This is a genomic window from Kribbella sp. NBC_01505, from assembly GCF_045040285.1.
Taxonomy (GTDB): domain Bacteria; phylum Actinomycetota; class Actinomycetes; order Propionibacteriales; family Kribbellaceae; genus Kribbella.
This window is the reverse complement of sequence record NZ_CP109425.1, coordinates 5,017,743-5,043,393: the sequence shown is the minus strand read 5'-3', so window position 1 is coordinate 5,043,393 and position 25,651 is coordinate 5,017,743. Positions and strand designations below refer to the sequence as shown.

Here is a 25,651-nt window from a genome sequence, read left to right as displayed (position 1 = left end):
GGCGGTGACAACACGAGGCCGGTACGCAGCCTTCACTGCGCACCGGCCTCGCGTTCGGATCACTGCGTGATGAGTGAGCTCAACTTGGTCTGCAGGTCCGTCAGAGCCTGCTTCGGCGGTGTGCCGTTCGGCTTCAGCGCGTCGTACGCCGCGACCTGGATCGCGGTCGTCACATCGCCGTACTTGACCACCTGGGGCCGCGACTTCGCGGAGCTGATCGAGGCCTTCAGCGGGGCCAGGTACGGGAACTGCTTGTTGAGCGCCGGGTCGTCGTACAGGGAGGCCCAGGTCGGCGCCTGCGAGGTCTTCTCGACGTTCGCCTTCTGGCGCTCTTCGCTCGACATGAACTTGATGAAGTCGGCCGCGGTCGCCTTGTTCGGGGTGAACTCGGAGATCGCGTAGTTGTGACCGCCGAGCGTCGAGGTGCCCGGACCGCTCAGACCGGTCAGCGGCGCGACGCCGAACTTGCCGGCGATCTTCGACGAACCGTCGGTCTTGTTCGCCAGCGCGTACACGTACGGCCAGTTGCGCAGGAAGAGCAGGTTGCCTTCCTGGAACGCGCGCCGGCTCGGCTCCTCCTGGTAGGTGATGGCGGCCTTCGGAATGAAGCCCGTCTTGAAGCCCTCGACCAGCGCGGTCAGACCGGCCAGCGCCTCCGGGGTGTCCACGTTCGGCTTGCCGTCGTCACCGACGACGACTCCACCGGCACCGTTGACGGCCTCGGAGAAGTTCACCGTCAGGCCTTCGTACTTCTCGAACTGGCCCGCGTAGCAGTTGATGGCCTTGCCCTCCGGCAGCGCCTTCACCTTCGCGCAGGCGGCGACCATCTCCGGCCAGGTCTTCGGCACCTCGACACCGGCCTTGTCCAGCAGGTCCTTGCGGTAGTAGAGCAAACCACCGTCGGACGTCACCGGTACGGCGTACAGCTTGTCGCGGTACTTGCCGGTCGCAACCGTCGACGGCAGCAGCTTGCCCAGGTCCGGGAACTGGGCCTCGGGCAGCTGGGTGATCCAGCGGTTCGCCGCGAACTCGGCGGTCCAGACGACGTCCAGGTTCAGCACGCTGAACTCGGTCGACTTGATCTGGGCGTTCGAGATCATCTGCGCGCGCTGCTGGTCGGCCGACTCGGGCAGTTCGGTGACCGTGACCTGCTCGTCCGGGTGCTGCGCGTTCCACGCCTTGACCTGGTTCCCGAGGTTTCCGGACGTGTCCTTGCCGGTGGCGAACTTGATCGGTCCGCGGCCCTCGAGCGCGCCCCCGGCCGAACTCTTGTTCCCGCTGGTGCCGTCGTCTCCGCCGCCACACGCCGCCGTGAACAACACCAGGCTGCTCACCACGGCCAGAGCGACCGCCTTGCGGGTATGTGATCGTTCAAACCTCATCGTTACCTGCCCTCTCCCGATGGGAATTCATCGTCCCTGCGCAGGCGACCGACAGGCCCCCACCGCACTGTCACGCCGCCCATCCGGACAGTAACCGTTCCGGATGTACCGCATGGCTGTATGCGACCGCGATTCGGGAGAGTGCACAACCAGGTGTTTCTTAACGATTCGGTATTACTGAACAGTAACCCGGGGGAAGTTAAGCCGGTGAGGCGGAGGCGTCGCCCACGTGGCCGCGGACCCACTCGACGATCTCGGTGGTGGTCGCGCCGGGAGTGAAGATCTTGTGCACGCCGAGCTCGGCCAGCGGCTGCAGGTCGGCGTCCGGGATGATGCCGCCGCCGAAGACCACGATGTCGTCGGCCTCGCGCTCGGTGAGTAGCTCGCGGACCCGCTTGAACAGGGTCATGTGCGCCCCGGAGAGCACCGACAGACCGATCGCGTCGGCGTCCTCGGCGATCGCGGTCTCGACGATCTGCTCCGGCGTCTGGTGCAGCCCGGTGTAGATGACCTCCATCCCGGCGTCCCGCAGCGCGCGGGCGACGACCTTCGCGCCACGGTCGTGACCGTCCAGGCCGGGCTTGGCGACGACGACACGCAGGGTCGAGGTGGAGGGCATGCTGGGGCGCCTTTCAGTACTGGAGCGCTGCGTTGCGTCCAGATTCGCAGGCTATCTCACGGATGAGACACGGAACCGTGTGTTCCCCGACACGGTTGCGGGGAACCGGTTACCGTGGAAAGAGATCGGACCACCGGGGGGTCTGGTTTGCTGTGAGGAGCCGCAGATGACTTCTTGGCAGGACGAAGTGCGAGGCGCGCTGGACGGACTCCGGTACGGCGCGCGCTCGGCGATCACCCCGCGGGTACTGCAGGGCGCGGCCGTCGAGATCGGCTGGATGACCACGCACCTGGCGATGTATCCGCTCGGCCTGCTCGGCGGCTCCGGTTCGAGCGCCCAGCGGCTGTCCCTGACCGGCCTGACCCCGGCCCAGCGCAGTCTGCTGGTCAACGACGTCCGCGCCGCCGGTACGCCGATCCTGCTGGCGCACGGGATCATCGACAACCACACGATCTTCGCGCTGATGCGTCGACAGCTCGCACGGCGCGGATTCAGCAGCATCCACACCTTCTCGTACTCACCGCTGACGCTGGACGTACGCCGTACTGCGGAGCGGATGGGTGCCGAGATCGAGGCGATCTGCGAGTCGTCGGGGTCGGACCAGATCCATGTCGTCGGGCACAGCCTCGGCGGGCTGATCGCTCGGTACTACATCCAGAAGCTCGGCGGTCACGAGCGCGTGCACACCTGCGTGACACTGGGGACGCCGCACCAGGGGACGGTCGCGGCCCGCCTGCTGCCGTGGCCGCTCGTGAAGCAGCTCCGGCCGGAGAGCGATCTGATGGAAGAGCTCGCGGAGCCGGCCCCCGGCGTACCGACTCGGTTCGTGGCCTTCTACAGCGACGTCGACCAGCTGATCGTGCCGCAGCGGCGTGCCCGGCTCCAGCATCCCGACCTGACCGCGCGCAACATCCGGGTCCGCGGTGTCGGTCATCTGTCGCTGCCGTTCCACGGAGAAACAGTTCACGAGATCACCGGAGTCCTAGCGCATCTGGACGATCAACCGCAAACTGCCTGATCAGGCAGTCAATCGGCGCTCAAACGGCTGATGCACGTGCAGCCGCTCATGCAAAAGTTTCGTGAAGGTAGCGCCGAAAAAGGGGTGGCAGGGTTTGTCGGCTCGTGACTCTTCCGTTATCGTGCTCAAGTCCTCACCGGGAATAAACGCCTGGTGGAGACAAAGGTTGCAGAGCCAAGTACCACCCCAACCCCTCCCCTGTGACCGGAAGGCCACGTTGTGTCCCAGCACCGTGCCGCGGGCAACCGCGTCACGCCCGGCAACGATGCGCGCAAGACCGGCGCAAGTCGTCACAGCGCCAAACATCGTGTTGCCAGGCGTAACACCCCGAGCAGTACCCAGATCGTCGGATTGACCGCGGCTCTCGCTGCGGCGGCCGGAGCCGTAGGCTTCAGCCACAGCGCCCTGTCGTCCCCCACGCAGGCCAACACAGCGGTGAACCTTGCCGCGGCCAGCCTCGACAACGGCAGCCTGTCCGGCATCACCACTGCCCGCATCCAGGCACGTCAGCTCGCCACGCGCGACTCCTCCCGGGTCGCCCTGGCCAGCCAGGACACGAACAAGAAGCAGACCGCCGCGGCCGCGCTGGCCAAGGCCCGCGCCGCGAAGCTGAGCGCCACGAACAGCCTCACCGCCAAGCGCGCCACCGCGCTCGCCCAGGCCAAGGCGGCCGAGGAGAAGAAGCAGCGTGAGTCCGCGAACCGCTGCGAGATGATGATTTCCGGCTACCACATCACCGCGACCTTCGGTCAGGGTGGCAGCCGCTGGGCCCGCCAGCACACCGGCACCGACTTCGCCGCCCCGACCGGCACCCAGATCCGCGCCGTGATGCGCGGCGTGGTGATCTTCGCCGACTGGGCCGGCCCCTACGGCCGTCAGGTCCAGGTCCGGCACGCCGACGGCACCGTCACCTGGTACAACCACATGTCGAAGTTCAGCGTTTCGGTCGGCGAGACCGTGATGGCCGGCGACCAGGTCGGCGCGGTCGGTTCGACCGGTAACGTCACCGGCCCGCACCTGCACTTCGAAGTGCGTCCCGACGGCGGCGACCCGATCGACCCGATGCCGTGGCTCCGCAGCCACTGCGGCCTGAACCCGTAATTGGGCTGAGGCTGAACGCACCGCGGTACTAGGATCCCCGGCATGCGCCCAGCTGCCGGAGCCAACCCATGAAGTACGGCGAGCTCGCCGAGGCAGCCTGGACCTGGGTACTCGACCAGGTGCAGTGGGACGACGACGGCCCCTGGATTCCGGAGCACGTCGGCGCCGAGAAGCCGACCGAGTTCATCCAGGGCAGCCACAGTGGGGTCGGCGGGCTGGCTTACGCCCTCGCCGAGATCAAACTCACCCGCCCCTGGACGACCGCCGAGCGTGAACTCGCCGCCGGCATCGCCGAGCGGGTCCGGACCTCGATCCCCACCGACTCCTCGATCTCCTTCTTCGACGGCCTGGTCAGCGCGATCGGCGTCCTCACCGCACTCGGTGAACCCGGCGCCGAGGCCGCGGTCGACCGCGCGCTCGAGATCGCCACCCCGACCGGCTGGCAGGAGAGCTTCCTCGACGATCCGGAAACCTACGAACCGGGCGCGGTCTGCAACGACCTCACCCTCGGCACCGGCGGCGTACTGCTCGGCGCACTGTGGGCTCTCCGCCACGGCATCCCGGCTCGCCCTCTCGCGGACCGCGCGATTGACCTCCTCCTCGCCGAGAAGGAGGAGACACCGGCCGGCCTGAACTGGCTGTTCATCCCACGCCGCTACCTGCGCAAGCCGCCGCCACTCCAGATGCCCAACTTCTCACACGGCCTGGCCGGCATCGCCGCCGTACTGACCCTCGCCGGAGCCGAGCTCGACCGCCCCGACCTGCTCGAAGCCGGTCGCCTCGGCGCCGAACACCTGGTCACCCTCGGCATCATCGACGCCCAAGGCTTCCGTCTCCCCCGCGTCATCCCCTGGGCCGAACGCCACGGCGACGAGTACACCTACAACTGGTGCCACGGCCCCGCAGGCACCGCCCTACTCTTCGACGCCCTCGAGTACGCCGGTATCGACGCGATCGCCGGCGTCTCCCCAGCTACCTGGCGCGAGCGCCTCCTCGACGCCGTCCGCAACTCCGGCATCCCCAACCGCCTCCACCCCGGCTTCTGGGACAACGACGGCCGCTGCTGCGGCACCGCCGGCGCAGCCGACGCCTTCCTCACCGCCTACCACCGCACCACCAACCCCGCCGACCTCGCCTTCGCCACCCACCTCGCCGACACCCTCGTCACCCGCGCCGGCACATCGCCGTACTGGCGCTTCCTGGAACACACCAACGAAGACCCCCTCCTCCCCCCAGGCATCGGCTGGATGCAAGGCGCCGCCGGCATCGCCACCGTCCTCTACCGCCTAGAAGCCCCCACCACAGTCCCCCGAATGGACACCTGGTGGTCCCTCCCCCACCCCACCCCCTGATCGCGCGGACTATCGCACTATCCGGTGGATTGTGGGTGCCCCGCGACGAAAATCCACCGGCTAACGAAACCAGGCAGGCGATACCGCGCTATTCGGTGGATTGTGGGTGTCCTGTGCCTGTTGCGATATCGCCGCAGGTGATCGGTCGCGGTGGCTGAGGACTTTGGCCGGCCAGGAACTCCGCCTCCCCGAATGTGCTCGTCCCATCCGACCGCTCGGATTCGGCCGGCGATGTGCGCGGTGGCTGGTCGCCGCTGCGGCCGGTTTTACTGATGCGGGTGGCTGGTGCGGTCTTCGGCTGAGGGGGATGGTGCGGTCGGTGACCGCGGTTGGGGTTGCCCTGTGGCTGGCGGGCTGTGGCTTCCGCCGCCGATCAGGAGGCCTGTCAGGTGATTCGCCGCCGTGGTTGTCCACTGCGGTTCGGGTCGGCTGCCAGCGTGTGAAATTTCACTGGCTATCCGTTCAAATGGGCCCTTCTCTGCTCAAATATTGAGGGGAGAACCAGCAACTTGCGGGGAGATCCCCTCGTTTTTCCGGGACCGCAACCGAAGCCCGGAAGCTCAGGCAACCGCAACGGTGGTCGCCGGCCTCGCCATCCCCCTCAGCCACAGGCGACGCCCGCCTAGCGCTTCAGTAAATCGGCCGCCGCGGCGACCAGCCACCGGCTACGTGTCCGGCCTGTCCGGTGCGGCGCGAATCGGGGGCACACCAACCACCTCTGCGGGGATCTGCTGCCACCCAGCGACAGCAGCTCCCCGCAAACACGCACAAACCCCGCCCAGCCACAGGTCCACGGAGACCTACTGCCAAATACCGGCAGCAATCATCCGTGAACCCGCACCAACCCCGACCAGCCACCGGATTGCAGTCACCAACGCCACGCCGATTCTGCAACAGCCTCCCCATGACCAGAATCCACCGGATAACGCACCGGGGCGGGTCACCTACCAAAGCCTCCTGATCGTCGGCGGAACCACAGCCCGTCAGCCAAAGGCAACGAGGAACCGTGGTCACCGACCGAACCATCCCGCCCAACCGAAACCCACCCAAGCCACACCGCTTCAGCCAAACCGGCCGCAGCGACGACCAGCCACCGCCTGCCCCGCCGGCCGCATCCCAGCGACCGGACGGGACGAGCACCTTCGGGAAGGCGGGGTTCCTGGCCAGCCGAAGTGCCCAGTGCCTCGGTGGAGCCGCCGATCGGGGCGGTCGGGGAGGCGATCGGGACCTAGCGGAGTGGGGGGAGCCAGCCTTGGTAGAGGGGTTCTGTGGGGAGTTGGCTGGTGAGGGTGGTCCAGGTTTTCTGCCAGTGGAGCCGGGTATCGGCGGGGGGCCATGGGGTGGGGCGGAGCTCGGGTGGGATGAGGGGGTCGGGGCGGAGGGCTTGTTCGAGGGCTTCGGCCAGGCGGAGTTGCTGGACAAGCGGGTCGCTGGTGGAGTCAAGGTGGTCGATGGTTTTGCGGAGGGTGGCGTAGACCTTGAGGATCGGGGCTTTCGGCCAGAGCAGCTCAGCGATGGCCTGGGGATCGGTCACGCCTCGTACGTCGAGCTCCGTGGCAGTCGCCCGGACCAGGTGACCGGAGTCGTCGATCAGGTCGCTGAGGTCGTGCGGGCTGACGTAGAGGCTGGTGGAGACAAGCGCGGCACCAGCCTCGGTGAGGGTACGGCGGAGTGCGTCGCGAACCGCGCGGTCGGACTCGGGTGCACTGACAGCGAGCAGATGCCAGTGACCGTCCCACGGGGCTAGGCCTTGGTCTTGGGCCAGGGCCAAGCGGACGGCCAGCCGGTCCCGGTCGAGGCGTAGACGTCCGGTCTCGGTGACAGACGCCGTACCGGATCGTCCGCGGCCGGATTGGACGACCTCGCCTGCCGCTATCAGGCGGCGCAGTGCGAGCCGCAGGGGCTGGTCGGCAACCCCGGCCGCGTTGGCCGTGTCGTAGACCAGCTCCAACGCGACACCTCCGTTGCTCGGGAGGAACGCGTCGATGACGGTCCGCGGAGAGATCATGACTTGAATCTATCAAATACACTACGAACGTGCACAGATTGAGATATCTCCTAGCGCTCGTCGCGGTCGTGCTGGTGCTTGTGGGAGTGGCCCTGGTCGGCAACGACTACCGCTACCGCAAGCAGTCCGTGGCGATCCCAGTGGCGGGAGGCCTGCTGGAGGGCGTGCTGACGCTTCCGCCGGACAGTGAGCCGCGTGGTCTGGTGGTGATCGTGCACGGGGACGGGCCGGTGGATGCGACGCATGACGGGCTCTACCTGCCGTGGTTCGAGGCGGCGGCCGATGCCGGCTACGCGACCGTCTCCTGGAGCAAGGCAGGAATCGGTGGCTCCAGCGGCAACTGGTTGCGACAGAGCATGGCTGACCGTGCGACCGAGGTCTCCACAGTGATCGATTGGGCCCGGACGGAGACCGGTGCCGAGAAGGTCGTGTTGTGGGGTGTCAGCCAGGCAGGTTGGGTGCTTCCGGCGGTGGCTGTCGCTCGTGACGACATCGACGGGATCGTGGCGGTCAGCCCGGCCATCAACTGGCTGCGCCAGGGCCGCTTCAACCTGCTCGCCAAGCTCGACCACGAGGAGGCCGACCCAGACGAACGCGCCCGCGCCATCGAGGTCAGCGACCAGACCCGCGCACTGCTCACCCAGGACACGGACTACACCGCATACCGCGCCAAAACCATCGACCCCGAGCCAATGACCTCAGACCGCTGGGAGTTCGTGAAACGCAATCACACCGCCGACGCGACCAACGACCTCACCGCACTGGCCGCGAAGCACGTGCCCGTGCTGCTGCTCCTCGGCGAGCAGGACCGCAACGTCGACATCGCCGAAACCGCCACGACGTACCAGCGTTTGCTCGGCACCAACGTCACCGTCAAACGGTTCGATGCCACCCACTCGATGGCGAAGCCAGCAGTCGAAGACTCAGAACCGCTCGGCCTTGTCACCGCAATCCTCTGGCCGCGCGCCCTCTTCGCCGCAGGCGTCCTGGACAACCACCGAGCCTTCCTCCAAACCCGATGAACCCGACAAACCCGATAGCCGTGTCGGCTGAAGGTCAGCGACGCCAGACTTCGGCGGTGGTGAGGAAGGCTGAGGAGCCGGGCTTCTGCGGAGAGCCGTCGACCTGGACGAACCCAGGGACGGACGCGCCGCCGATGGAGACGGTGGCGGAGCGGACGGGCGCAATCACCAGGCTGAGGCTGTGGTTGCCGTCCGCGAGCTGGAAGTTGTCGGTGGCGAAGAGGCGGCGGTCGAGGACGCCGCCCATCTCGATCTGGATGTCGGCGGCCTTGGCGCTCAGGCCGTCGGCGAGGTTCATCGAGACCTGGACCAGGTCGCGCTCGATCGCGGGCTCGTGCCACGGCAGGCCCTGCACCTCGAGGAACGACCGGACGAAGTAGCGCTCGAGCCAGGCGGCCAGGTCGACGTCCTCCGAGACCACCCGGACGATCCCGTCGAACCACAGCACGACGGCCGTCCCGGCACCGCGGATCGACCAGTCCACCATCCAGATCGACGCGTACGCCGTCACCTTGCCGGCCTCGTCGAACAGCCGCAGCCCAGGGTTGGCCCCCGCCAGGATGATCCGGCGGTTACTCGCTGCAACGGGCTTGGGCATCAGGTGGGCGCTTCCGGAGGTGGGCCGAAGATTCTCGATTGTCTCAATCTCCGGCCCAGATACAAGCTGATTGTGGAACTTCTTGTCTCAGATCTTTTCTACCGGGGCATAGCGCAGGAGCAGGCGTTTTACCCCTTCGGAGCCGAAATCGATGTCGGCCTGGGCCTGCTGGCCCTCGCCGCGGACGACCACGACGGTGCCCATTCCGAAGCTGTCGTGGACCACCCGGTCGCCCGGATTGAGGTTGATGACGGGCTTGTCGGTGGAGCTCCGTCGCGACGTTTCGTAGCGGCTCGGGATGCCGCCGCCGCTGCCACCGGACGACGTACCGGAGCCGGACCAGCGGGTGATCGCGGACTCGTCCCGGCGCCAGTCGAGCAGCTCGGACGGGATCTCCTCGAGGAAGCGGGACGGCGGGTTGTGCTGCGGGGCGCCGAACGCCGACCGCACCGCGGCCCGCGAGATCGCCAGCCGCTGCCGGGCCCGGGTGATGCCGACATACGCGAGCCGGCGCTCCTCCTCGAGCTCCTTCAGGTCGGTCAGCGATCGCGAGTGCGGGAAGACGCCGTCCTCCATCCCGGTCAGGAACACGACCGGGAACTCCAGCCCCTTCGCGGTGTGCAGCGTCATCAGCGTGACCACGCCGCCGTCGTCGGCCGCGTCCGGGATCTGGTCGGCGTCGGCAACCAGCGCGACCCGCTCCAGGAACGCCTGCAGATCGGCCGGCTCACCGGCCGCGGTCCGCTCCTCGACGAACTCCCGGGCCACCGAGATGAACTCGTCCAGGTTCTCCAGCCGGGTCTCGTCCTGCGGATCCGGCGACTTCTGCAACGTCTCGTAGTACCCCGAGCGGTGCAGCGCGCTGTCCAGGATGTCGTCCGGCGGCGCCCCTGAGTCGACCATCGCGGTCAGGTCGTCGAGGATGTCCACAAATCCCTGGACGGCGTTCGCCGAGCGCGATGCCATCGCCGGAGCGTCCTGGGCCCGGCGCATCGCCTCCGCGAACGAGATCCGGTCCCGCTGGGCGAGCGCCTCGATCGCGGCCTCGGCCCGCTCGCCGATCCCGCGCTTCGGCTCGTTCATGATCCGGCGCAGCGAGACGGTGTCGGCCGGATTCACCAGCACGCGCAGGTACGCAAGCGCGTCGCGGACCTCCTTGCGCTCGTAGAACCGGACGCCACCGACCACCTTGTACGGATGGCCGGTCCGGATGAAGACCTCTTCGAAGACGCGCGACTGGGCGTTGGTCCGGTAGAAGACCGCCACGTCCGACGGCTTGACCTTGTCCGCGTCCGCGAGCCGGTCGATCTCGTCCGCGACGAACTGGGCCTCGTCGTGCTCGTTGTCCGCGACGTAGACCGCGATCTGCTCGCCCTGCCCCTGGTCGGACCAGAGGTTCTTCGCCATCCGGCCCTCGTTGCGGCTGATCACCGCGTTCGCCGCGGTCAGGATGGTCTGGGTGGAGCGGTAGTTCTGCTCGAGCAGAATCGTCTCGGCGCCGGCGAAGTCCTCCTCGAAGGCGAGGATGTTGCGGATCGTCGCTCCACGGAACGCATAGATCGACTGGTCGGAGTCGCCCACGACCATCAGCTCGGCCGGCGGTACGGTCGGCTGGCTCGCGCCCGGCGCGTCCTCACCGCACAGCTCGCGGATCAGCGTGTACTGCGCGTGGTTGGTGTCCTGGTACTCGTCGACCATCACGTGACGGAAGCGGCGCCGGTAGTACTCACGGACCTCCGGGAAGGCCTGCAGCAGGTTGACCGTGGTCATCAGCAGGTCGTCGAAGTCCAGCGCGTTCGCCTGGGCAAGCCGCTCCTGGTAGACCCGGTAGCACTCGGCGTACGTCTCCTCGAGATGGTTCTCGGTCTTCGCCGCCGCCGTCTCGTGATCGACCAGCTCGTTCTTCTGGGTGCTGATCCAGTTCAGCACCGCGCGCGGGTTGTACCGCTTGACGTCCAGGTCGAGCTCGCGGCAGACCAGCGTCATCAGCCGGCGGGAGTCGGTGGCGTCGTAGATCGAGAACGTCGGGTTGATCCCGAACTTCTTGATGTCCCGGCGCAGGATCCGCACACACGACGAGTGGAACGTCGACACCCACATCAGCTTCGCCCGCGGACCGACCAGGTCGACGACCCGCTCCCGCATCTCGGCCGCGGCCTTGTTGGTGAACGTGATCGCGAGGATCGAGCCGGGATGCGCGTCCCGGGCGCCCAGCAGATACGCGATCCGCCGGGTCAGCACGCGGGTCTTGCCCGACCCCGCACCGGCCACCACGAGCAGCGGTTTACCCGCGTGCACGACAGCAGCCCGCTGCTGCGGGTTGAGCCCGTCCAGCAGCGCGTCAGGATCGGCCCGGTGCTTCTTCGGCTCCTCGAGCGGCACCGGCAGTTCGTCAGGCGAGAAGAGCGTAGTCATCACCGAACACCATAGGCGCACCCGCCGACAGTTACCGAAAACCGGTTCGAATCAGGACAGCTGACGGGTGAGTTGCAGTTCTACCGGTACGGCGGAGCCCAGCCAGTGCATCTTGGCGGTGTGGTCGTTGCAGGAGCCGATGCGAAGACCGGGCACGCCCTCGATCTGGCCCTCGTAGTCCTTGGCTGCCAGCAGTGCGACGACGTCGGAGAGCTCCGGACCGTCCAGCCACTCGATCCGGGCGAAGTCCGGGCGGGCCTGCCACATGTCTACCCAGGCAGCCGGGTCCTCGGCGAAGAGCGTCGTACGGAGGATCATCGAGACCGCTCCGAGCAGAGTGGCGGCCGGAGTGGCCGTCCGCTCCAGGAGGCTGCGTTCGGAGTCGGACAAGTCGTCCGCGATCAGGATGGCGGTATCGCTCAGATTCACAGTGGAGGAGCCTGCCACAGCATCTTGTCGGCTCTCAGCAGACTTGCCGTCAGCAGAAAAACTGGGGTACGCCGGTGTTGCGAGCCCACAGTGGACACATGCCTGAAGAGACGAAACCACCGCTGTTCAATCCGTCCGCCCGGCAGCGGCTGCTCGACCGCCGCATCGTCGTACTGGACGGTGTGCTCGACGACGACAACGGAACGCTGCTGGCCACCCAGATCCTGACGCTGGCCGCCGACGACCCCGACCGCGACATCGCCCTGTGGATCCACTCACCCGGTGGGTCGGTGCCGTCGATGCTGGCGATCCGGGACGTGATGCGGCTGGTGCCGTGCGACGTGTCCACGCTGGCGATCGGACTGGCCTGCAGTGCCGGTCAGTTCCTGCTGTCCGCCGGTACGGCGGGGAAGCGCTATGCACTGCAGAACGCCCGGATCCTGATGCACCAGGGCTCGGCCGGCATCGGCGGCTCCGCGGTGGAGATCGAGATCCAGGCCAACGACCTGCGGCAGCTGCGCAATACCTTCCTGTCGGCCATCGCCGAGGACACCGGTCAGTCCTTCGAGACCGTCCACGAGGATTCGCTGCACGACCACTGGTACACGGCGGACGAGGCCCGCGAGTACGGCTTCATCGACCACATCGTCTCGTCGTTCGACCAGGTGATGCCCGAAGAGAAGGCAGCAGCATGAGCTCCTACATGATTCCGAACGTCATTGCCCAGAGTCCGCGCGGGGAGCGGGTCTTGGACGTCTACTCGCATCTGCTGTCCGAGCGGATCATCTACCTCGGTACGGCGATCGACTCCGGCGTGGCCAACGCGCTGATCGCGCAGTTGCTGCATCTGGAGTACGAAAGCAACGGGCGGGAGATCAACCTCTACATCAACTGCGAGGGCGGCGACACGACGGCCGCACTGGCGATCTACGACACCATGCGGCTCATCTCCGCGCCGGTGGCGACCTTCTGCGTCGGACAGGCGATTGCTGCCGGTGCGGTCCTGCTGGCGGCCGGTGCGCCCGGTCGGCGTTCGGTACTGCCGCATGCGCGCGTCGTACTGCACCAGCCGGCGGCAAGCGGTCGGGGCACCATTCCCGACCTGATCCTGCAGGCGGACGAGGTGGTCCGGGTCCGCGCACAGGTCGAGTCGATCCTGGCGGAGCACACCGGTCAGTCGATCGAGCAGCTGCGGCACGACACCGACCGCGACCACGTACTGACGGCCGAAGGCGCCCGTGAGTACGGGATCGTCGACCGCGTCGTCCAGGAGCGGGAGGTCGTACCAGTGCTGGCCTAACCCGCCGCAGCGAGGATGCGGTCGGCCACTGCGGCGTGGTGGGCCTGCTCAGCAGGCCCACGGCCGACCTGGTCTGTCAGATAGGCGTAGGCGAGCTGCCGGTCCGGATCCGCCCAGCCGACACAGCAGTTGCTGCCGTTGTGCCCGAACGTCCGCGGACTGCTGAGCTGACCGAACGCGGGGTCACTGGTCGGCGCAACCACCGCTGCGACCGACTCCGGTCGCAGCACGCGGCCCGCCGTACCGATGCCGTTGTTCAGCAGCATCTGGTAGAGCGCAGCGAGGTCTCGCGCGGTTGCCGACACACCTTCACCCGGTACGACGGCCTCCCGGGTACTGCGGCGGTTCACGAACCGATTGCCGTTGACCGGGACATGCTTGCCCCACAACTGTGGCGGCAGGCCCAGGTGTGTGTCGGTCACCGCGAGTGGACGGAGTACTGCCTCCTGCAGCACCACCTGGATCGGATGCCTAGTGATCCGCTGGACCAGCTCGGCCAGGATGAAGCCGAAGGCGAGCGAGCTGATCGGGTAGCGCAGCGGCGCCTCCTCGATCCGGCGCAGTGACTTCGCCCAGTCAGTCATCGCCCGTACGTCGGACCGCTGCGAGCCGCCCGTGGCCGCACCGGACCGGTAGCGCAGCACATCGCGGACCGTGATGCCGTCCTTGCCCTCCCCCACGAACGCCGGCCAGTACGCCGCCACCTCGTCGTCCAGATGCAGTACGCCGGACTCCACGAGCTGGTGCACGAGGATCGCGACGTACGGTTCGCTGGCGGCGAAGAGCCAGAACAGAGCGTCCGGTTCGCACCCGAAGGACTGGTCGACGACGACCCGCCCGTCCCGGATCACGCACAGCTGAGCCACACCGCGACGCGTCTGCACCTGCTCGATCGCCGTGCGCAACCGAGCAGCGTCCAGACCGACCTCCCGCGGTTCGCACTCGCCACCGAACTCCACAAGTCCACTGTGCCGGGTGGGGCAAGTAAGGTCGATCACGTGAGCGTCCCAGCAGCCAGGCCCCGTCCCGACACCGAGATCGAGCGTGTGCTCGCGGTAGTCGCCCACCCCGACGACATCGACTTCGCCGCCTCCGGCACGGTCTCCGCCTGGACCAAGGCGGGGATCGAGGTGCACTACTGCATCGTCACCGACGGCCAGGAGGGTGGATTCGAGCCGGACCGGGACCGCTCCGAGATCCCAGCGGTTCGCCGCGCTGAGCAGACCGCTGCCGCCGGCCACGCCGGTGTCCAGGACGTGCACTTCCTCGGCTACCACGACGGAGCCGTCGAGCCGACCGCTGAGCTGGTCCGCGACATCGTCCGGGTGATCCGCCAGGTGCGACCGCAGCGCCTCATCACCTCCTCCCCCGAGCGCAACTGGCAGCGTCTCCAGGTGTCGCACCCTGACCACCTGGCCACCGGTGAAGCCACGGTCCGCGCGTTCTACCCGGCTGTGGGCAACCCCTACGCGTTCCCCGAGCTCACCGAGGAGCCATGGGAGCTGGACGAGCTCTGGCTGGTCGAACACCCCGAGGTCAACCACTACGTCGACATCACCGACACCATCGACCAGAAGATCTCCGCACTGCTCTCGCACACGAGCCAGCACCGCGACCCTGACGCCCTGGCCGCCCGCATGCGTCAGCTGTCCCAGCAGCGCGCCACTCTGGCCGGCTTCCCCGCCAACCACTACGCAGAGCAGTTCACCGTCATCCGCCTCTAATCCGGTTGCGGCCCGACGCTCGCACCGGTGATCGTGCGGACATGACAATCTCGTACGACGTAGTGGGCGACGGACCGCCCATCCTGCTGGTCCACGCCGGCGTGGCCGACCGCCGCATGTGGCGCCAGCAGGTCCCCGAGCTCGCCCGCACCCACCAGGTCATCACCCCGGACCTCCGTGGGTACGGCGAGACCCCGGTCGCCCCCAAGTACTCCGACGCCGGTGACATCCTCGACCTGCTGGACCACCTCAACCTCAGCCAGGTGCACGCGGTAGGCGCGTCGTACGGCGGCTACGTCGTACAGCAAGCAGCTAGCCGCCGACCGGAGCTGTTCACCCGCCTGGTCCTCCTCTGCGCCCCGACCGACAACGTGCAACCCGACGACGGCATCCGCGCGGTCTGGGCCGAAGAGAACAACCTGCTGGAGGCAGGCGACATCGAAGGCGCCGCAGCACTCACCGTCCAGCACTTCATCGGCCCCGAAGCCGACGACTCCGCCCGCACCCTCCTGCACCACATGCAGAAACGCGCCTACGAACTGCAGCTCCCCGCAGGCGACGTGGACAACGAGGAGTACCCCGTCACCCCCGAAACCCTCACCATGCCCGTCCGCCTCGTCACCGGCGCCCACGACTTCCAGATCTTCGCAGACTCAGCGACCCACCTGCAGGACCGCCTCCCGAACCCAGAACGCATCGACCTGCCCTGGGCAGGCCACCTCCCCACCCTGGAACGCCCCACCGAGGCACTGCAGCTGATTCTCTAGCTACCGCTGGCAATACTGCGCTGACGCAGGTACTCCAGCCAGGCGGCCAGTTCTGCCGGCGGGGTCGACAGGTGGCGGATGCGGATAGCTCGTTTGTGAGCGCTCGGGTGGGGCGTGATTTTCACCTGCTTGGCAATGCCTGAGCCGACCACCGTCACCGCGGCGATCTCGTTCCAAGCGAGCGTGCGCGCGGCCAGGCCGACACCAGAGGGAGTGACGACGAGGTCGGCGCGTCCGGTCAGAACCTGGAAGCCGCCCACGATGCCGCTGACGAGCCCGACCACGCTGAGGATGCTGAAGAACGTCAGGATCAAGCGCAGCCTCTGGAAGTCAGCAGAGCTCCAGAAGTTCAACAAGATCAGGCTAGTGACCACGACCGGAAGCAGCTCCGTCAAGGCACCCCATCGCCACGCACGGAACGCCACGTGTCCTTGCACTGCCAGCTGGTCGTCCCAGCGGATGTGTTCTGCCTGGTTCACAACCGTCCGACGCGCGGCAGCCGGGAATGGTTGCAGCGCGTCGGAGGGGTGGCGGCTAGTCGGCGAGGGCGCCCATGGGGTCCCAGGCGGGGAGGACGATCGGCTCGTCGGAGAGGCGGGCCTGGAGGTCGGCGGGGAGGGCCGAACGGCGGACGGCGATCTCGAAGACGTGTTCGCCGTACCAGGAGTCGTTCATGGTCCAGAAGCCGCTGTCGGCCTTCTCGTCGCCCCAGCTGTTCTCCACGCGCCAGCGACGGGGCTCGCCGTCGACGACGTCGACGCCGGTGAAGAGCATGGCGTGGGTCATCAGGGTCTCGTGGTGCAGGAGACGCTCGGCCTTGTCCAGGGTGAAGGTGGTGTCGTAGACGGAGCCGAAGTCGTAGAGGTTGGCGTCCCAGATGCCGAGCTCGCCGTTCATCTGCTTGCCGACGTCGCAGCCGAACCAGACCGGCTCGCCGCCGACGATCGCGTCCTGGGTGAGCTTCTTCATCAGGTCGATCTCGACGTTCAGGTAGACGACCGGCGGGGCGTCGATGACGTTGCCGAGGTAGTCGACGGTGAAGGTCTTGCCGACCGGGCTGGACTCGCGCGGGTCGTGCACCAGGCAGACGTAGTCGTCGACCGGGACCTGCACGTACGCCGCGGCGAACTCGGCCGGGGTGGTCCAGCCGTCGCGGTGGAAGGCCTTGTCGCTGTCCTTCCACTGCCACAGGAACTTCTGCGGCGGCGTCCCGAGGTGGATGCTCAGCGCGCGGTGGATGGTGGTGAGGAGCTCGCGCTTGCGCTCACGCTGCGCCTCGGTGTCGCCACCGAGCGCACGCAGGTCGCGGGCGCCCTGGCGGAGCAGCTTGCGGAGCGTGTCGTTCAGCTGGCCGGTCGCGGACGAGCTCTCGGTCTCGGGCATCGCGGACTTCGGCACCAGGCCGTGCTTGCGGACCAGCGCGACGAACATGTTCCACTGGCCGCCGTCACCGATCGGGTCGGACAGCAGGTGCGCCACCGTCCGGTCGTCGACGTCGCGGCCGGCGGTCTCGATGATCGCCTCGAGGAAGAAGTTCGAGCGCTCGAACTTGTCCCAGAAGAGCAGGTAGTTCTGCGAGAACTCGAAGTCCTTCACCCCGAGCTTCTCGGCGGCGCCGACGCGCAGCAGGTTCAGCCCGGCGAACAGCCAGCACCGGCCGCTCTTCTTCTGGTTCGTGACCTTCCAGTCGTCCAGCAGGTTCGACACCGAGTGGTCGATGGAGGTGACGACCTGCCGGTCGAGGGCGATGGCGTTCACCGGCGTCTGCGTGACGGCGTTCTGCATCACCCGGTACTGCGGGTTCGCTGCGAACTCCTTCTCGAAGAGCGCCAGTTGTTCGGTGGTGAGATTCCGCTCCATAACCATCGACGGTATCTCAGCCGCCAAGGCCGAAGCGCCCCTGACGGGGTGGCGAATCTGTGCCCTGTCCACAACTCGCCACCCGCTCCACGAAGGGCTGTCTCATTCGATGAGACCCCGCTGGTAGGCGCGGACCAGCCGGCGCGGCACCCGCATCGGTTTCCCGTTCACCACGATCGGCACCAGGTCGACCGGCGCGGCCTTCCACTGCGCCCGCCGGCTGCGGGTGTTGGACCTGGACATCTTGCGTTTCGGAACGGCCATGGCGCTATGCTAAATGAAAACGACATTCAATACCAAAGGAGCGAACGGCGATGGCTCGACGACCACCGGTGACCGGCAACCGCAAGCCCAAGCAGAACCCGCTGGACCGCGACGGCATCACGTTCATCGACTACAAGGACACGGCACTGCTGCGGAAGTTCATCTCCGACCGCGGCAAGATCCGCTCCCGCCGGGTGACCGGACTGTCGGTGCAGCAGCAGAAGCAGGTCGCCCGCGCGATCAAGAACGCCCGCGAGATGGCGCTACTGCCCTATACCTCCGCCAACCGCTGACCCACCCGTCACCTCGGCGACAGCTGACCGTCGCTCGACCAGGCTGACCGAGATGGCGGCCAGTCCGCCGACCAGGGCGAACGCGTAGAAGCCCCACGGGAACGCCAGCCCGGCCGACAGCAGTGCACCGCCGAGGATCGGGCCGGCGATCGCACCGAGCCGGCCGACACCCGCCGTCCACCCCAGCGAGGTCGCACGGTTCGCGGCCGGGAACATGCGGCCGACATACGCGTACACCAGCACCTGTGCGGCAAAGACAAAGACACCGGCCAGCAGTACGACGACGTACAGGATCACACTGGGGAGTCGGATGCTCAGGAGCGCCAGTGTGATCGTCGCACCGGCGAACCAGCCGAGTGTGACCGGACGCAGCGCCACCTTGTCGGCAATCCGCCCGGCCACGAGCAGTCCGGCGATCGCACCGAGATTGAGCACCAGCAGCAAGCTGAGCGCCGCACCGAGCGGATAGCCGGCCTCACGCATGATCTGCGGCAGCCAGGTGTTCAGACCGTAGACAAGCAGCAACCCCATGAACGACGTCACCCAGAACGCCAGTGTGGAACGCCGGAACTCCGGACGGAGCAAGGACTTCACCGGCTCGAGTCCTTGAGCCGCATCCCGGGTAAACGACGGCGACTCCGGCAGGTACTTCCACATCAGCGGCAACAACACCAGCGCGGGAGCCGCACCGATCACGAACATCGCCCGCCAGCCCAGCGACGGGATCACCAGGATCCCAAGCAGTGCGGTGATCACAGCGCCGACGTGGTACCCGGTCATCACCAGCGTGGTCGGGCCGCCGTTCCGCCCCTTCGGCGAGTACTCCGTCACCAGAGTGATTGCTGTCGGCAAGCATCCGCCGAGTCCGAGCCCGGCTAGGAAGCGCAGTACGCCGAAGGTGCCCGCGCTCGGAGCGAACGCGCAGAGCAGGGTGAAGAACGAGAAACCGGCGACAGCCACCAGCAACGACCGCCGGCGGCCGATCACGTCGGTCACCGTCCCGATCGTCAGCGCGCCGATCGTCATACCGGCCAGACCGGCCGTCGACACCGCGGCCGCGACCGACGGCGTGTAGCCCCACACCTTGTCGCTGAGCAGGACCGGCGTGATCGTGCCCAGCACCACCAGATCGAAGCCGTCCAGCAGGACGGCACTCCAGCACAGCGGTCGCACCCAGCCGCCGCGTCCCATCGGAATGGTTGACATCGGACCTCCGCTCCACCGGACGGGCGGATCCCGGCACGGCTTCCCAGAAAGGTCCCGGTACGGCGCTCCGCGCGCCAGCTCGCCTTCCGCTGGGTGAAAGCGTAGGACCTTTTGCAGCCTGTTCGAAACGTTTGAACCCTGCACCGCCCCGACAGAGGGTTGAGGCCAGTCCGCTGAGCACGGGGGTGCGAATGTCTGTCACGCAGGACCAGGAGCTACTGCGCCGGATCAGCCCGGAGCTGCTCGGCAGCGCACTGCGGTTCCCGGCGCTCTATCGCGTCTATCAGGAGTCGTACGCCGAGAGGCCACCGGCCGAGGCACTCCGCGAACGTCAGACGGCTCGCCTGTCCCGGCTCCTGCGGGAGGTGCTGACCGACGTACCGGCTCTGCGTGCGCATGGGCTCGACCGGTCGACCGAACCCTTCCAGCTGCTGGCCGCACTGCCGACCATGAGCAAGGCGGACATCGTGGCGGACCTGGCTGCCCACGTCTCCGATCGCCTCCAACCGACCGCGTGCGTTGCTGTCACCACCTCCGGCACGACCGGAGTGCCGCTGCGGATCATTCACACCCACGAGCACCTGATTCAGTCCGGTGCAGCCGAGCTGGCCCGCCAGTTACGCTACGGACTGCCGTTCGACCGCAAGACCCTGCAGCCGTTCAAGCTCGGTGGAGCCGCCTGGACGGAGTACACGGTCGTGAACACCGGATTCACCCGGGTAGCCGAATTCGGCTTCCTCACCGATGCGACCGCGACGGAGCGGGCTGATGTCGCCCGGCGCTGTGTGGCGTTCGGTCCTGATGCGGTCTTCAGCCATCCCAGCCGGATCGCTGACCTCGTGGACCTGTTGCGCGACGGCGGCGTCGCATCGCTGCCGGTGCGTGTCGTGCGGACGTTCGGTGAGACCCTCACCCCGCCGGTCCGGACACTGATCGAGGCGTTCTTCGAGACGACAGTACGCGACCAGTACGCCCTCAACGAGGTCAGCACGGTCGCTGCCGAGTGCACCTCCGGACGGATGCACATCGATGCGGACCGCCTGTGGGTCGAACTCCTGGCACCCGACGGATCCCCTGCTCCGGCCGGAATGCCTGGCGAGGTGACGGTGACGAACTTCTTCAACACTGCCATGCCCTTCGTCCGCTACCGCACCGGAGACATCGCCGCCTGGTCCACAGACTCCTGTGACTGCGGCGACCCCGCACCGGTCCTCGGGCTGATCGCAGGTCGCGACCCCGGCCGCATCACTTTTCCAGACGGTACGGCGATCGACGCGCTGCGGGTCGTCCGCGCCCTCGAGCACGCACCGCTCAGCAAGGTGCAGGTCGTCCAGAACGAAACCGGCTTGGTAGTCCTCGCAGTACCGCTGCCGGCCGAACGCCGTATCGACTGGCAGTCCGACACGGCAGCCAAGGTCCACGCAGTGGTCGGGGACAGGCTGCAGGTGACAGTCCGCGAGGCGGCGGACTCCGACTTTCGGCGCAGTGGAAACCGTGAGAAGACACCTGCCTTCGTCTCACTGCTAGCGCCCTCGAACGGCCGACGGTGAATGCCGACGGCGGCCCGTTGCCCAACCACACCGTGAAGGAGGAAAGACATGGACAAGCTCGACCTGATCGAGAGCATCGAGGACGTCGTGCGCTTCGGCGACGTCAACGTCTGATCGAACGCAAGGCGAGGGACGGCGGGCCGGGGCGATGACTACTGTCCTGACCCGCCTACCCGCACCGATCGGTGCGGCACCGTCCTTGGCTCGGACCCCACTCCACGAGCTGGACCTGCCACCGCAGCGTCGCCTCGCTCTCGACCATGCCACTCTGCGACGGCTGACCACGACTCTGACCGGCTCGGCCACTGAGGCCGCCGTACGACTGGCCGCCCGGACCCCTGCCGACCCGGTCGACGCCCTGATCCACCTGCTCACTCGGAACCGTTTCCTCAAGGGATCCCGCAGCAACGCACCAGTCGAATCAGCCAGGCACCTGATCCGGCGCTTCGTCCAGCAGGGTGAGCCGGTCCCCGTCCTCCTGCGAGGCTTTCCGTTCAAACACCACGACAACCGTCTCAAGGCGGAAGGGCCGGCTCCGGACCTGGCCGAGACCGCAGCGTTCACCCGGCTGACCGAACTCGCGAGCGCGTACCGGCACGGCTATCCGCCAGGTCTCCACATCACCGTGCTGACCGACGGCGGCTACTACCGCCCGCGGCCGACTGCAGACCTCACGACGTACCAGCGACAGCTCGAGGCCCCGCAGGACGTAGTACTGGTGGCTCAGGCTGACGCGCTCCAAGCTGCGGCGCCGGATGCATGGGCGGAGCGCGGCGCCCTGCTTGCCGGCCTGCTGCCGGATCTGACTGCGCTGGCCGGAACTCATGACCCCATCGAGACCACTAGCCGGTTCAGACGGTCCGGCCTGGTCCCGGCCGACGGCGTACCGGCGTTTGACGCGCTCTTTCGTTCGCTGACCTACTCCGTCCCGGTTCCTGGGATTCCAGACGCCCAGTGGAGTGCCACGGTGCTCGGAGAGGTCCATCGCACCGACGCGCCGGGCAGTCTGGGCGAGGCGCGCCGAGCAGTGCTTCGGCAGGCACGACAGGACGCACTGCACTACACGGCGGTCGCGACGGCGGACCACCGGCTCGGCCTGTTCGCAGCGCTACCTCAGTTGCGACTCGCGAGCGGAGCGCCTCGTCCGGGAACCTTTGGCTTCAGCTACCTGGGTGGATCACTACTTCCATGGCACGGCAGCGGGTACGTCGACGAGCGGCTCCGCGTCGGGGTCGACTTCGCCGTCACCCTCCGTGCGGCGGGCTACGTCGCAGTCGGCCCAGCTGCCCAGCCCTACCTGTACGCCGCTCCAGCGATCTCCGAGCGTCTTGCCGATCCTGCTGCCCGCCTCGAGCTGCGACTGAAGTCGCGATGACCGCGGCCTTCCGGGCGTTCTGGCTGGCAGACACCACCAACCAGCTCGGTACGGCGATTCGGACCACGTCGCTCCCGCTGGTCGGCGTCACCGTGCTGGCGCTGTCTCCCTGGCAGATGGGTGTACTGACCGCAGCGGCGACCACCGCGTTCCTCCTCCTCGGCCTACCGGCCGGAGCACTCGTCGACCGCTGGCCTCGCCGCCGCCTGATGCTGATCGCGAACCTGACCAGAACATTGCTGCTGGCAACGATCCCGATCACCGGCTGGCTCGGTCTCCTCAGCTTCGGCCAGCTCGTCGGTACGGCGCTCCTGATCGGAGCCATGACCGTCCTGTACGACGTCGCCGGGCCTGCTGTGGTCCAGAGCGTCGTACCGCCGCAGCGCCTGACCGAGTCGAACGGTCGACTGCAGACGACCCAGGCCGGTGCCCGGCTCGCGGGACCGCCGCTGGCCGGAGTGGTCACCCAGTGGACCGATGCCGCCAGCACAACCGGCTTGTCCGCCGTCGGATACCTGCTGTCAGCACTGCTACTGCGGCGAGTGCCTGAAGCTCCTCGACCAGACCGCTCCGACCAGCACAGTTCGTTGCGAGCAGACGTGTTGGCAGGTCTCCGGTACACATTCGGGCACTCTGCGATCCGGGCGATCGCAGCGTGCGGAGCGGCGTACAACCTGTTCCTGAATCTCGGATTCGCCGTTCAGGTGTTGTTTCTCGCGGACCAACTGCGCCTTCCGGCCGCTTCGATCGGTCTGCTGCTCTCGGCGAGCGCTGCCGGGCAGGTGCTCGGTGCGGCCACCGCAGCCGCGTGGGGGCGGCAGTTCGGCGAGGTGCGGGCCCTTATCGTCGTACTGTGCCTGGCGCAGCCCTTCGCTCTGCTGCTACCGCTCGGCTGGCCTGCGTTCGCCACCGGCACGTTCGTGACCGGCTACGGAGTCGCGGTCTACAACGTGCTGCAGCTGAGCTACCGGCAACACGTCTGCCCGCCGGAGCTGTTCGGCCGGATGGCTGCGTCTACACGGGTGCTCACCTGGGGCGCGATACCACTCGGTGCGTTGGCCGGCGGCGGACTCGGTGAGTGGATCGGAGTCCGCGCAACGCTGTGGGTGGCTGCGATTGGAGGACTGCTGGCGCCAGCCTGCCTGTTGGCGTCGCCACTGCGGCGGATCCGCACTCTGACGGATCCGCCGGCGTCGGTCAGACCAGGCGGCGGTCGGTGGCCCAGCGGGTGAGCTCGTGCCGGTTGGAGAGCTGGAGCTTGCGCAGTACGGACGAGACGTGGGTCTCCACGGTCTTGACCGAGATGAACAGCTCGCGGGCCACCTCCTTGTAGGCGTAACCGCGGGCGATCAGCCGCAGCACCTCGCGCTCGCGCTGCGAGAGCCGGTCCAGGTCCTCGTCCACCGAGGCGATGTCGATCGCCCCGGAGAACGCGTCCAGCACGAAGCCGGCCAGCCGCGGCGAGAACACCGCGTCACCCTCAGCGACCCGGTTGATCGCGTCGACCAGCTCGGTCCCGCTGATGTTCTTGGTGACGTAGCCGCGGGCACCGGCCCGGATCACGCCGATCACGTCCTCGGCGGCGTCCGACACCGACAGCGCCAGGAACTTCACCTCGGGGTGCCGCTGGTGCACCTGCTTCATCACCTCGGTGCCACCGCCCCCTGGCAGGTGCACGTCGAGCAGTACGACGTCCGGCTCGGCCGCGACGATCGCCTTCACGGCGGAGTCGACGTCGTTGCCCTCCCCGACGATGTCGACCGACGCACCGATCTCACTGCGCACCCCGGCCCGGAACATGTCGTGGTCATCGATGACGACAACGCGCCTGCTGCTCATCTGTCCATCTCCAGTCGCACTTCGGTCCCTGTCTCCGGATCGGAGCGCACTGTCGCGCGTCCGCCGTGCCGTTCCATTCTGCCCATCACACTGTGCCGCAACCCGAGCCGGTCGTCCGGTACGCCGTCCACGTCGAAGCCCTGACCGCGGTCCCGGACGAACATCTCCGCCCGGTCGCCGTCCACCTCGACGAACACGTCGATCTTGGCCGCACCGGAGTGCTTGGCCGCATTCACCATCGACTCCCGCGCTGCCCGCACCATCGCAGACATTGCCTCGGTCAGCTCGCAGTCCCCGACAGTCACCACCTCGATGGGCACGCCATGGGAGTCCTCGACCTCCGCGGCGGCCCGCTTGGCGGCGCTGGCCAGCGTCTGGTCGGTCTTGTCGTCCTCTTCGTACAGCCAGGACCGCAGCTCACGCTCCTGGGAGCGGGCGAGCGTGGTCACCGCACGCGGGTCGTTGGCCTGCTTCTGGATCAGGGCGAGCGTCTGCAGCACCGAGTCATGGAGGTGCGCGGCCATATCGGCGCGCTCCTGGGACCGGATGCGCTCAGCACGCTCGGAGTTCAGGTCTCTGGTCAGCCGCTGCACCCACGGTCCGGCAATGACTCCGAGACCGACGACTGCGAGCAACAGAGCGATCAGTACGTCGCCCACCTGCGACAGCCGGCCGTTCTGCACCAGGAAGACGGCAACCGCCGTACCGCACAGGATCAGGCCGACGGCGAGCCGGATCAGCGACTTCGCACCGCCCTTGCCGAGCAGTACGCCGAGAACCGGGACGCGCACGCCCTTGGTCCACTCCGCCTTCTGCCCCTCGTCGGCCTGCCGCCAGATCAGCGCCAGACCGGTCCCCGCGAACACCAGCGGCCAGAACATCTTCCCGGCGATACCGATGCCTGCGACCTGCAGCAAGAGCAGTGCGGCGGCTCCGACGACCACCAGCGCGGTCACCTGCCCGCGGTTCTTCTCGCGCTTCTGCGCCTTCGCAGCGGCCACCGGAGGCAGCGGCTCGTCCGAACGCAGCCCGCTCCGGGTGTGCGCGGCCAGACCGGGCGCGGCCGGGGCAACCGGCGTACCCAGCGGCATCAGGAACCACAGCGCGGCATAGATCAGTACGCCCATCCCGCCGAAGACCGTGGCGGCGATCAGTACCAGCCGGACCAGAGTGTCCGAAATACCGAGGTGATCCGCCACGCCACCGGCCACACCGGCCACGACTCGCCCGTCGGTACGCCGATAGGCCCGGCGTACTGGAGGTAGCTCGTTCGGCCGGCTCTGACTGGGTCCCGGCTCCGGAGGTGGCGGAGCGGTGGCACCGGCGGCGGCCTGTCGGGCGGCGTAGGCGGCGTACGGGCCCTGGTACTGCTTCGGGCCCTCCGGACCCCAGCCTTTGTACCGCCACTGCTGCTCCTGGGCAGGCGCAGCCTCGGGTGGGGCCTCGGAGGTCCCACCCGTCGGCGCGGCGGAGGCTGGCTGACTCATCACCACGATCGTCACATGCCGACCGGGCCGACACCAGCAGGC

At 67.7% G+C, this 25,651-nt stretch carries 25 protein-coding genes; 12 read left to right on the top strand and 13 right to left on the bottom strand.

The window, feature by feature from the left end; all coding sequences use genetic code 11:
- Positions 1-59 precede the first annotated feature (59 nt).
- Both OG474_RS23925 and OG474_RS23920 read right to left on the bottom strand, forming a co-directional pair.
- Positions 60-1,382 carry an ABC transporter substrate-binding protein gene (locus tag OG474_RS23925; protein WP_405055778.1) on the bottom strand — a complete coding sequence of 441 codons (1,323 nt, stop codon included), beginning with the start codon at positions 1,380-1,382 and terminating at the stop codon, positions 60-62.
- A gap of 199 nt (positions 1,383-1,581) precedes the next feature.
- Positions 1,582-2,001, bottom strand: a complete 420-nt coding sequence (locus tag OG474_RS23920) for a cobalamin B12-binding domain-containing protein (RefSeq protein WP_132409647.1) — start codon at positions 1,999-2,001, stop codon at positions 1,582-1,584.
- A gap of 166 nt (positions 2,002-2,167) precedes the next feature.
- Between OG474_RS23920 and OG474_RS23915 the strand changes: the two genes are divergently transcribed.
- From OG474_RS23915 to OG474_RS23905, 3 genes are all read left to right on the top strand, one after another.
- Positions 2,168-3,019 (top strand): esterase/lipase family protein, encoded by an 852-nt coding sequence (locus OG474_RS23915; RefSeq protein ID WP_405055777.1) that lies wholly within the window; start codon positions 2,168-2,170, stop codon positions 3,017-3,019.
- 219 nt (positions 3,020-3,238) lie between these two features.
- On the top strand, positions 3,239-4,120 hold the full coding sequence (locus OG474_RS23910) for a M23 family metallopeptidase (RefSeq protein ID WP_405055776.1): 882 nt from the start codon (positions 3,239-3,241) through the stop codon (positions 4,118-4,120).
- 68 nt (positions 4,121-4,188) lie between these two features.
- Positions 4,189-5,472, top strand: coding sequence for a lanthionine synthetase LanC family protein (locus tag OG474_RS23905; protein ID WP_405055775.1), 1,284 nt, complete (start codon positions 4,189-4,191; stop codon positions 5,470-5,472).
- A gap of 1,228 nt (positions 5,473-6,700) precedes the next feature.
- Here OG474_RS23905 and OG474_RS23900 read toward each other — a convergent pair.
- On the bottom strand, positions 6,701-7,480 hold the full coding sequence (locus tag OG474_RS23900) for a hypothetical protein (RefSeq protein ID WP_405055774.1): 780 nt from the start codon (positions 7,478-7,480) through the stop codon (positions 6,701-6,703).
- Between the two features lie 29 nt (positions 7,481-7,509).
- On the opposite strand from OG474_RS23900, the gene OG474_RS23895 reads away from it, so the two are divergent.
- Entirely contained in the window at positions 7,510-8,502 is a 993-nt protein-coding gene (locus tag OG474_RS23895; protein WP_405055773.1) for an alpha/beta hydrolase family protein, read from the top strand.
- A 34-nt stretch (positions 8,503-8,536) separates the two neighbouring features.
- Here OG474_RS23895 and OG474_RS23890 read toward each other — a convergent pair whose 3' ends face one another.
- From OG474_RS23890 to OG474_RS23880, 3 genes are all read right to left on the bottom strand, one after another.
- The gene (locus OG474_RS23890) at positions 8,537-9,100 is read right to left on the bottom strand and encodes a hypothetical protein (RefSeq protein WP_405055772.1); all 564 of its coding nucleotides are present in this window, start codon (positions 9,098-9,100) and stop codon (positions 8,537-8,539) included.
- A gap of 87 nt (positions 9,101-9,187) precedes the next feature.
- Positions 9,188-11,515, bottom strand: a complete 2,328-nt coding sequence (gene pcrA, locus OG474_RS23885; RefSeq protein WP_405055771.1) for a DNA helicase PcrA — start codon at positions 11,513-11,515, stop codon at positions 9,188-9,190.
- Between the two features lie 51 nt (positions 11,516-11,566).
- Positions 11,567-11,944 carry a hypothetical protein gene (locus OG474_RS23880; protein ID WP_405055770.1) on the bottom strand — a complete coding sequence of 126 codons (378 nt, stop codon included), beginning with the start codon at positions 11,942-11,944 and terminating at the stop codon, positions 11,567-11,569.
- Positions 11,945-12,042: 98 nt separating this feature from the next.
- On the opposite strand from OG474_RS23880, the gene OG474_RS23875 reads away from it, so the two are divergent.
- Both OG474_RS23875 and OG474_RS23870 read left to right on the top strand, forming a co-directional pair.
- The gene (locus tag OG474_RS23875) at positions 12,043-12,639 is read left to right on the top strand and encodes a ClpP family protease (RefSeq protein WP_405055769.1); all 597 of its coding nucleotides are present in this window, start codon (positions 12,043-12,045) and stop codon (positions 12,637-12,639) included.
- Positions 12,636-13,244, top strand: a complete 609-nt coding sequence (locus tag OG474_RS23870; RefSeq protein ID WP_405055768.1) for a ClpP family protease — start codon at positions 12,636-12,638, stop codon at positions 13,242-13,244. Before OG474_RS23875 ends, OG474_RS23870 begins: the two co-directional genes overlap by 4 nt.
- On the opposite strand, the gene OG474_RS23865 is transcribed toward OG474_RS23870, so the two are convergent.
- On the bottom strand, positions 13,241-14,203 hold the full coding sequence (locus tag OG474_RS23865; protein WP_405055767.1) for a serine hydrolase domain-containing protein: 963 nt from the start codon (positions 14,201-14,203) through the stop codon (positions 13,241-13,243). The two genes, OG474_RS23870 and OG474_RS23865, sit on opposite strands and share 4 nt — an antisense overlap.
- Positions 14,204-14,242: 39 nt before the next feature.
- On the opposite strand from OG474_RS23865, the gene OG474_RS23860 reads away from it, so the two are divergent.
- On the top strand, positions 14,243-14,968 hold the full coding sequence (locus tag OG474_RS23860) for a PIG-L deacetylase family protein (protein WP_405055766.1): 726 nt from the start codon (positions 14,243-14,245) through the stop codon (positions 14,966-14,968).
- A gap of 41 nt (positions 14,969-15,009) precedes the next feature.
- Positions 15,010-15,735 carry an alpha/beta fold hydrolase gene (locus tag OG474_RS23855; protein ID WP_405055765.1) on the top strand — a complete coding sequence of 242 codons (726 nt, stop codon included), beginning with the start codon at positions 15,010-15,012 and terminating at the stop codon, positions 15,733-15,735.
- On the opposite strand, the gene OG474_RS23850 is transcribed toward OG474_RS23855, so the two are convergent.
- The 3 genes from OG474_RS23850 to rpmF form a co-directional block, all read right to left on the bottom strand.
- On the bottom strand, positions 15,732-16,214 hold the full coding sequence (locus OG474_RS23850) for a hypothetical protein (protein ID WP_405055764.1): 483 nt from the start codon (positions 16,212-16,214) through the stop codon (positions 15,732-15,734). The genes OG474_RS23855 and OG474_RS23850 overlap by 4 nt on opposite strands.
- A gap of 55 nt (positions 16,215-16,269) precedes the next feature.
- Positions 16,270-17,595, bottom strand: coding sequence for an aminopeptidase C (locus OG474_RS23845; RefSeq protein WP_405055763.1), 1,326 nt, complete (start codon positions 17,593-17,595; stop codon positions 16,270-16,272).
- A gap of 102 nt (positions 17,596-17,697) precedes the next feature.
- Positions 17,698-17,859: a 50S ribosomal protein L32 gene (gene rpmF, locus OG474_RS23840; protein ID WP_405055762.1), complete on the bottom strand. Its 162-nt coding sequence runs from the start codon at positions 17,857-17,859 to the stop codon at positions 17,698-17,700.
- Positions 17,860-17,909: 50 nt separating this feature from the next.
- Between rpmF and rpsR the strand changes: the two genes are divergently transcribed.
- On the top strand, positions 17,910-18,152 hold the full coding sequence (rpsR, locus tag OG474_RS23835) for a 30S ribosomal protein S18 (protein ID WP_405055761.1): 243 nt from the start codon (positions 17,910-17,912) through the stop codon (positions 18,150-18,152).
- Here rpsR and OG474_RS23830 read toward each other — a convergent pair.
- Entirely contained in the window at positions 18,123-19,358 is a 1,236-nt protein-coding gene (locus OG474_RS23830; RefSeq protein ID WP_405055760.1) for an MFS transporter, read from the bottom strand. The two genes, rpsR and OG474_RS23830, sit on opposite strands and share 30 nt — an antisense overlap.
- A gap of 191 nt (positions 19,359-19,549) precedes the next feature.
- Between OG474_RS23830 and OG474_RS23825 the strand changes: the two genes are divergently transcribed.
- The 3 genes from OG474_RS23825 to OG474_RS23815 all read left to right on the top strand — a co-directional run bounded on the left by OG474_RS23825 (position 19,550) and on the right by OG474_RS23815 (position 23,515).
- Positions 19,550-20,908 (top strand): phenylacetate--CoA ligase family protein, encoded by a 1,359-nt coding sequence (locus tag OG474_RS23825; RefSeq protein WP_405055759.1) that lies wholly within the window; start codon positions 19,550-19,552, stop codon positions 20,906-20,908.
- A gap of 148 nt (positions 20,909-21,056) precedes the next feature.
- The gene (locus OG474_RS23820) at positions 21,057-22,283 is read left to right on the top strand and encodes an L-tyrosine/L-tryptophan isonitrile synthase family protein (protein WP_405055758.1); all 1,227 of its coding nucleotides are present in this window, start codon (positions 21,057-21,059) and stop codon (positions 22,281-22,283) included.
- On the top strand, positions 22,280-23,515 hold the full coding sequence (locus OG474_RS23815; RefSeq protein WP_405055757.1) for an MFS transporter: 1,236 nt from the start codon (positions 22,280-22,282) through the stop codon (positions 23,513-23,515). Before OG474_RS23820 ends, OG474_RS23815 begins: the two co-directional genes overlap by 4 nt.
- On the opposite strand, the gene OG474_RS23810 is transcribed toward OG474_RS23815, so the two are convergent.
- Positions 23,481-24,122, bottom strand: a complete 642-nt coding sequence (locus tag OG474_RS23810; protein ID WP_355461239.1) for a response regulator transcription factor — start codon at positions 24,120-24,122, stop codon at positions 23,481-23,483. The genes OG474_RS23815 and OG474_RS23810 overlap by 35 nt on opposite strands.
- Positions 24,119-25,609 carry a PspC domain-containing protein gene (locus OG474_RS23805; protein ID WP_405055756.1) on the bottom strand — a complete coding sequence of 497 codons (1,491 nt, stop codon included), beginning with the start codon at positions 25,607-25,609 and terminating at the stop codon, positions 24,119-24,121. Before OG474_RS23805 ends, OG474_RS23810 begins: the two co-directional genes overlap by 4 nt.
- Between the last annotated feature and the right edge of the window lie 42 nt (positions 25,610-25,651).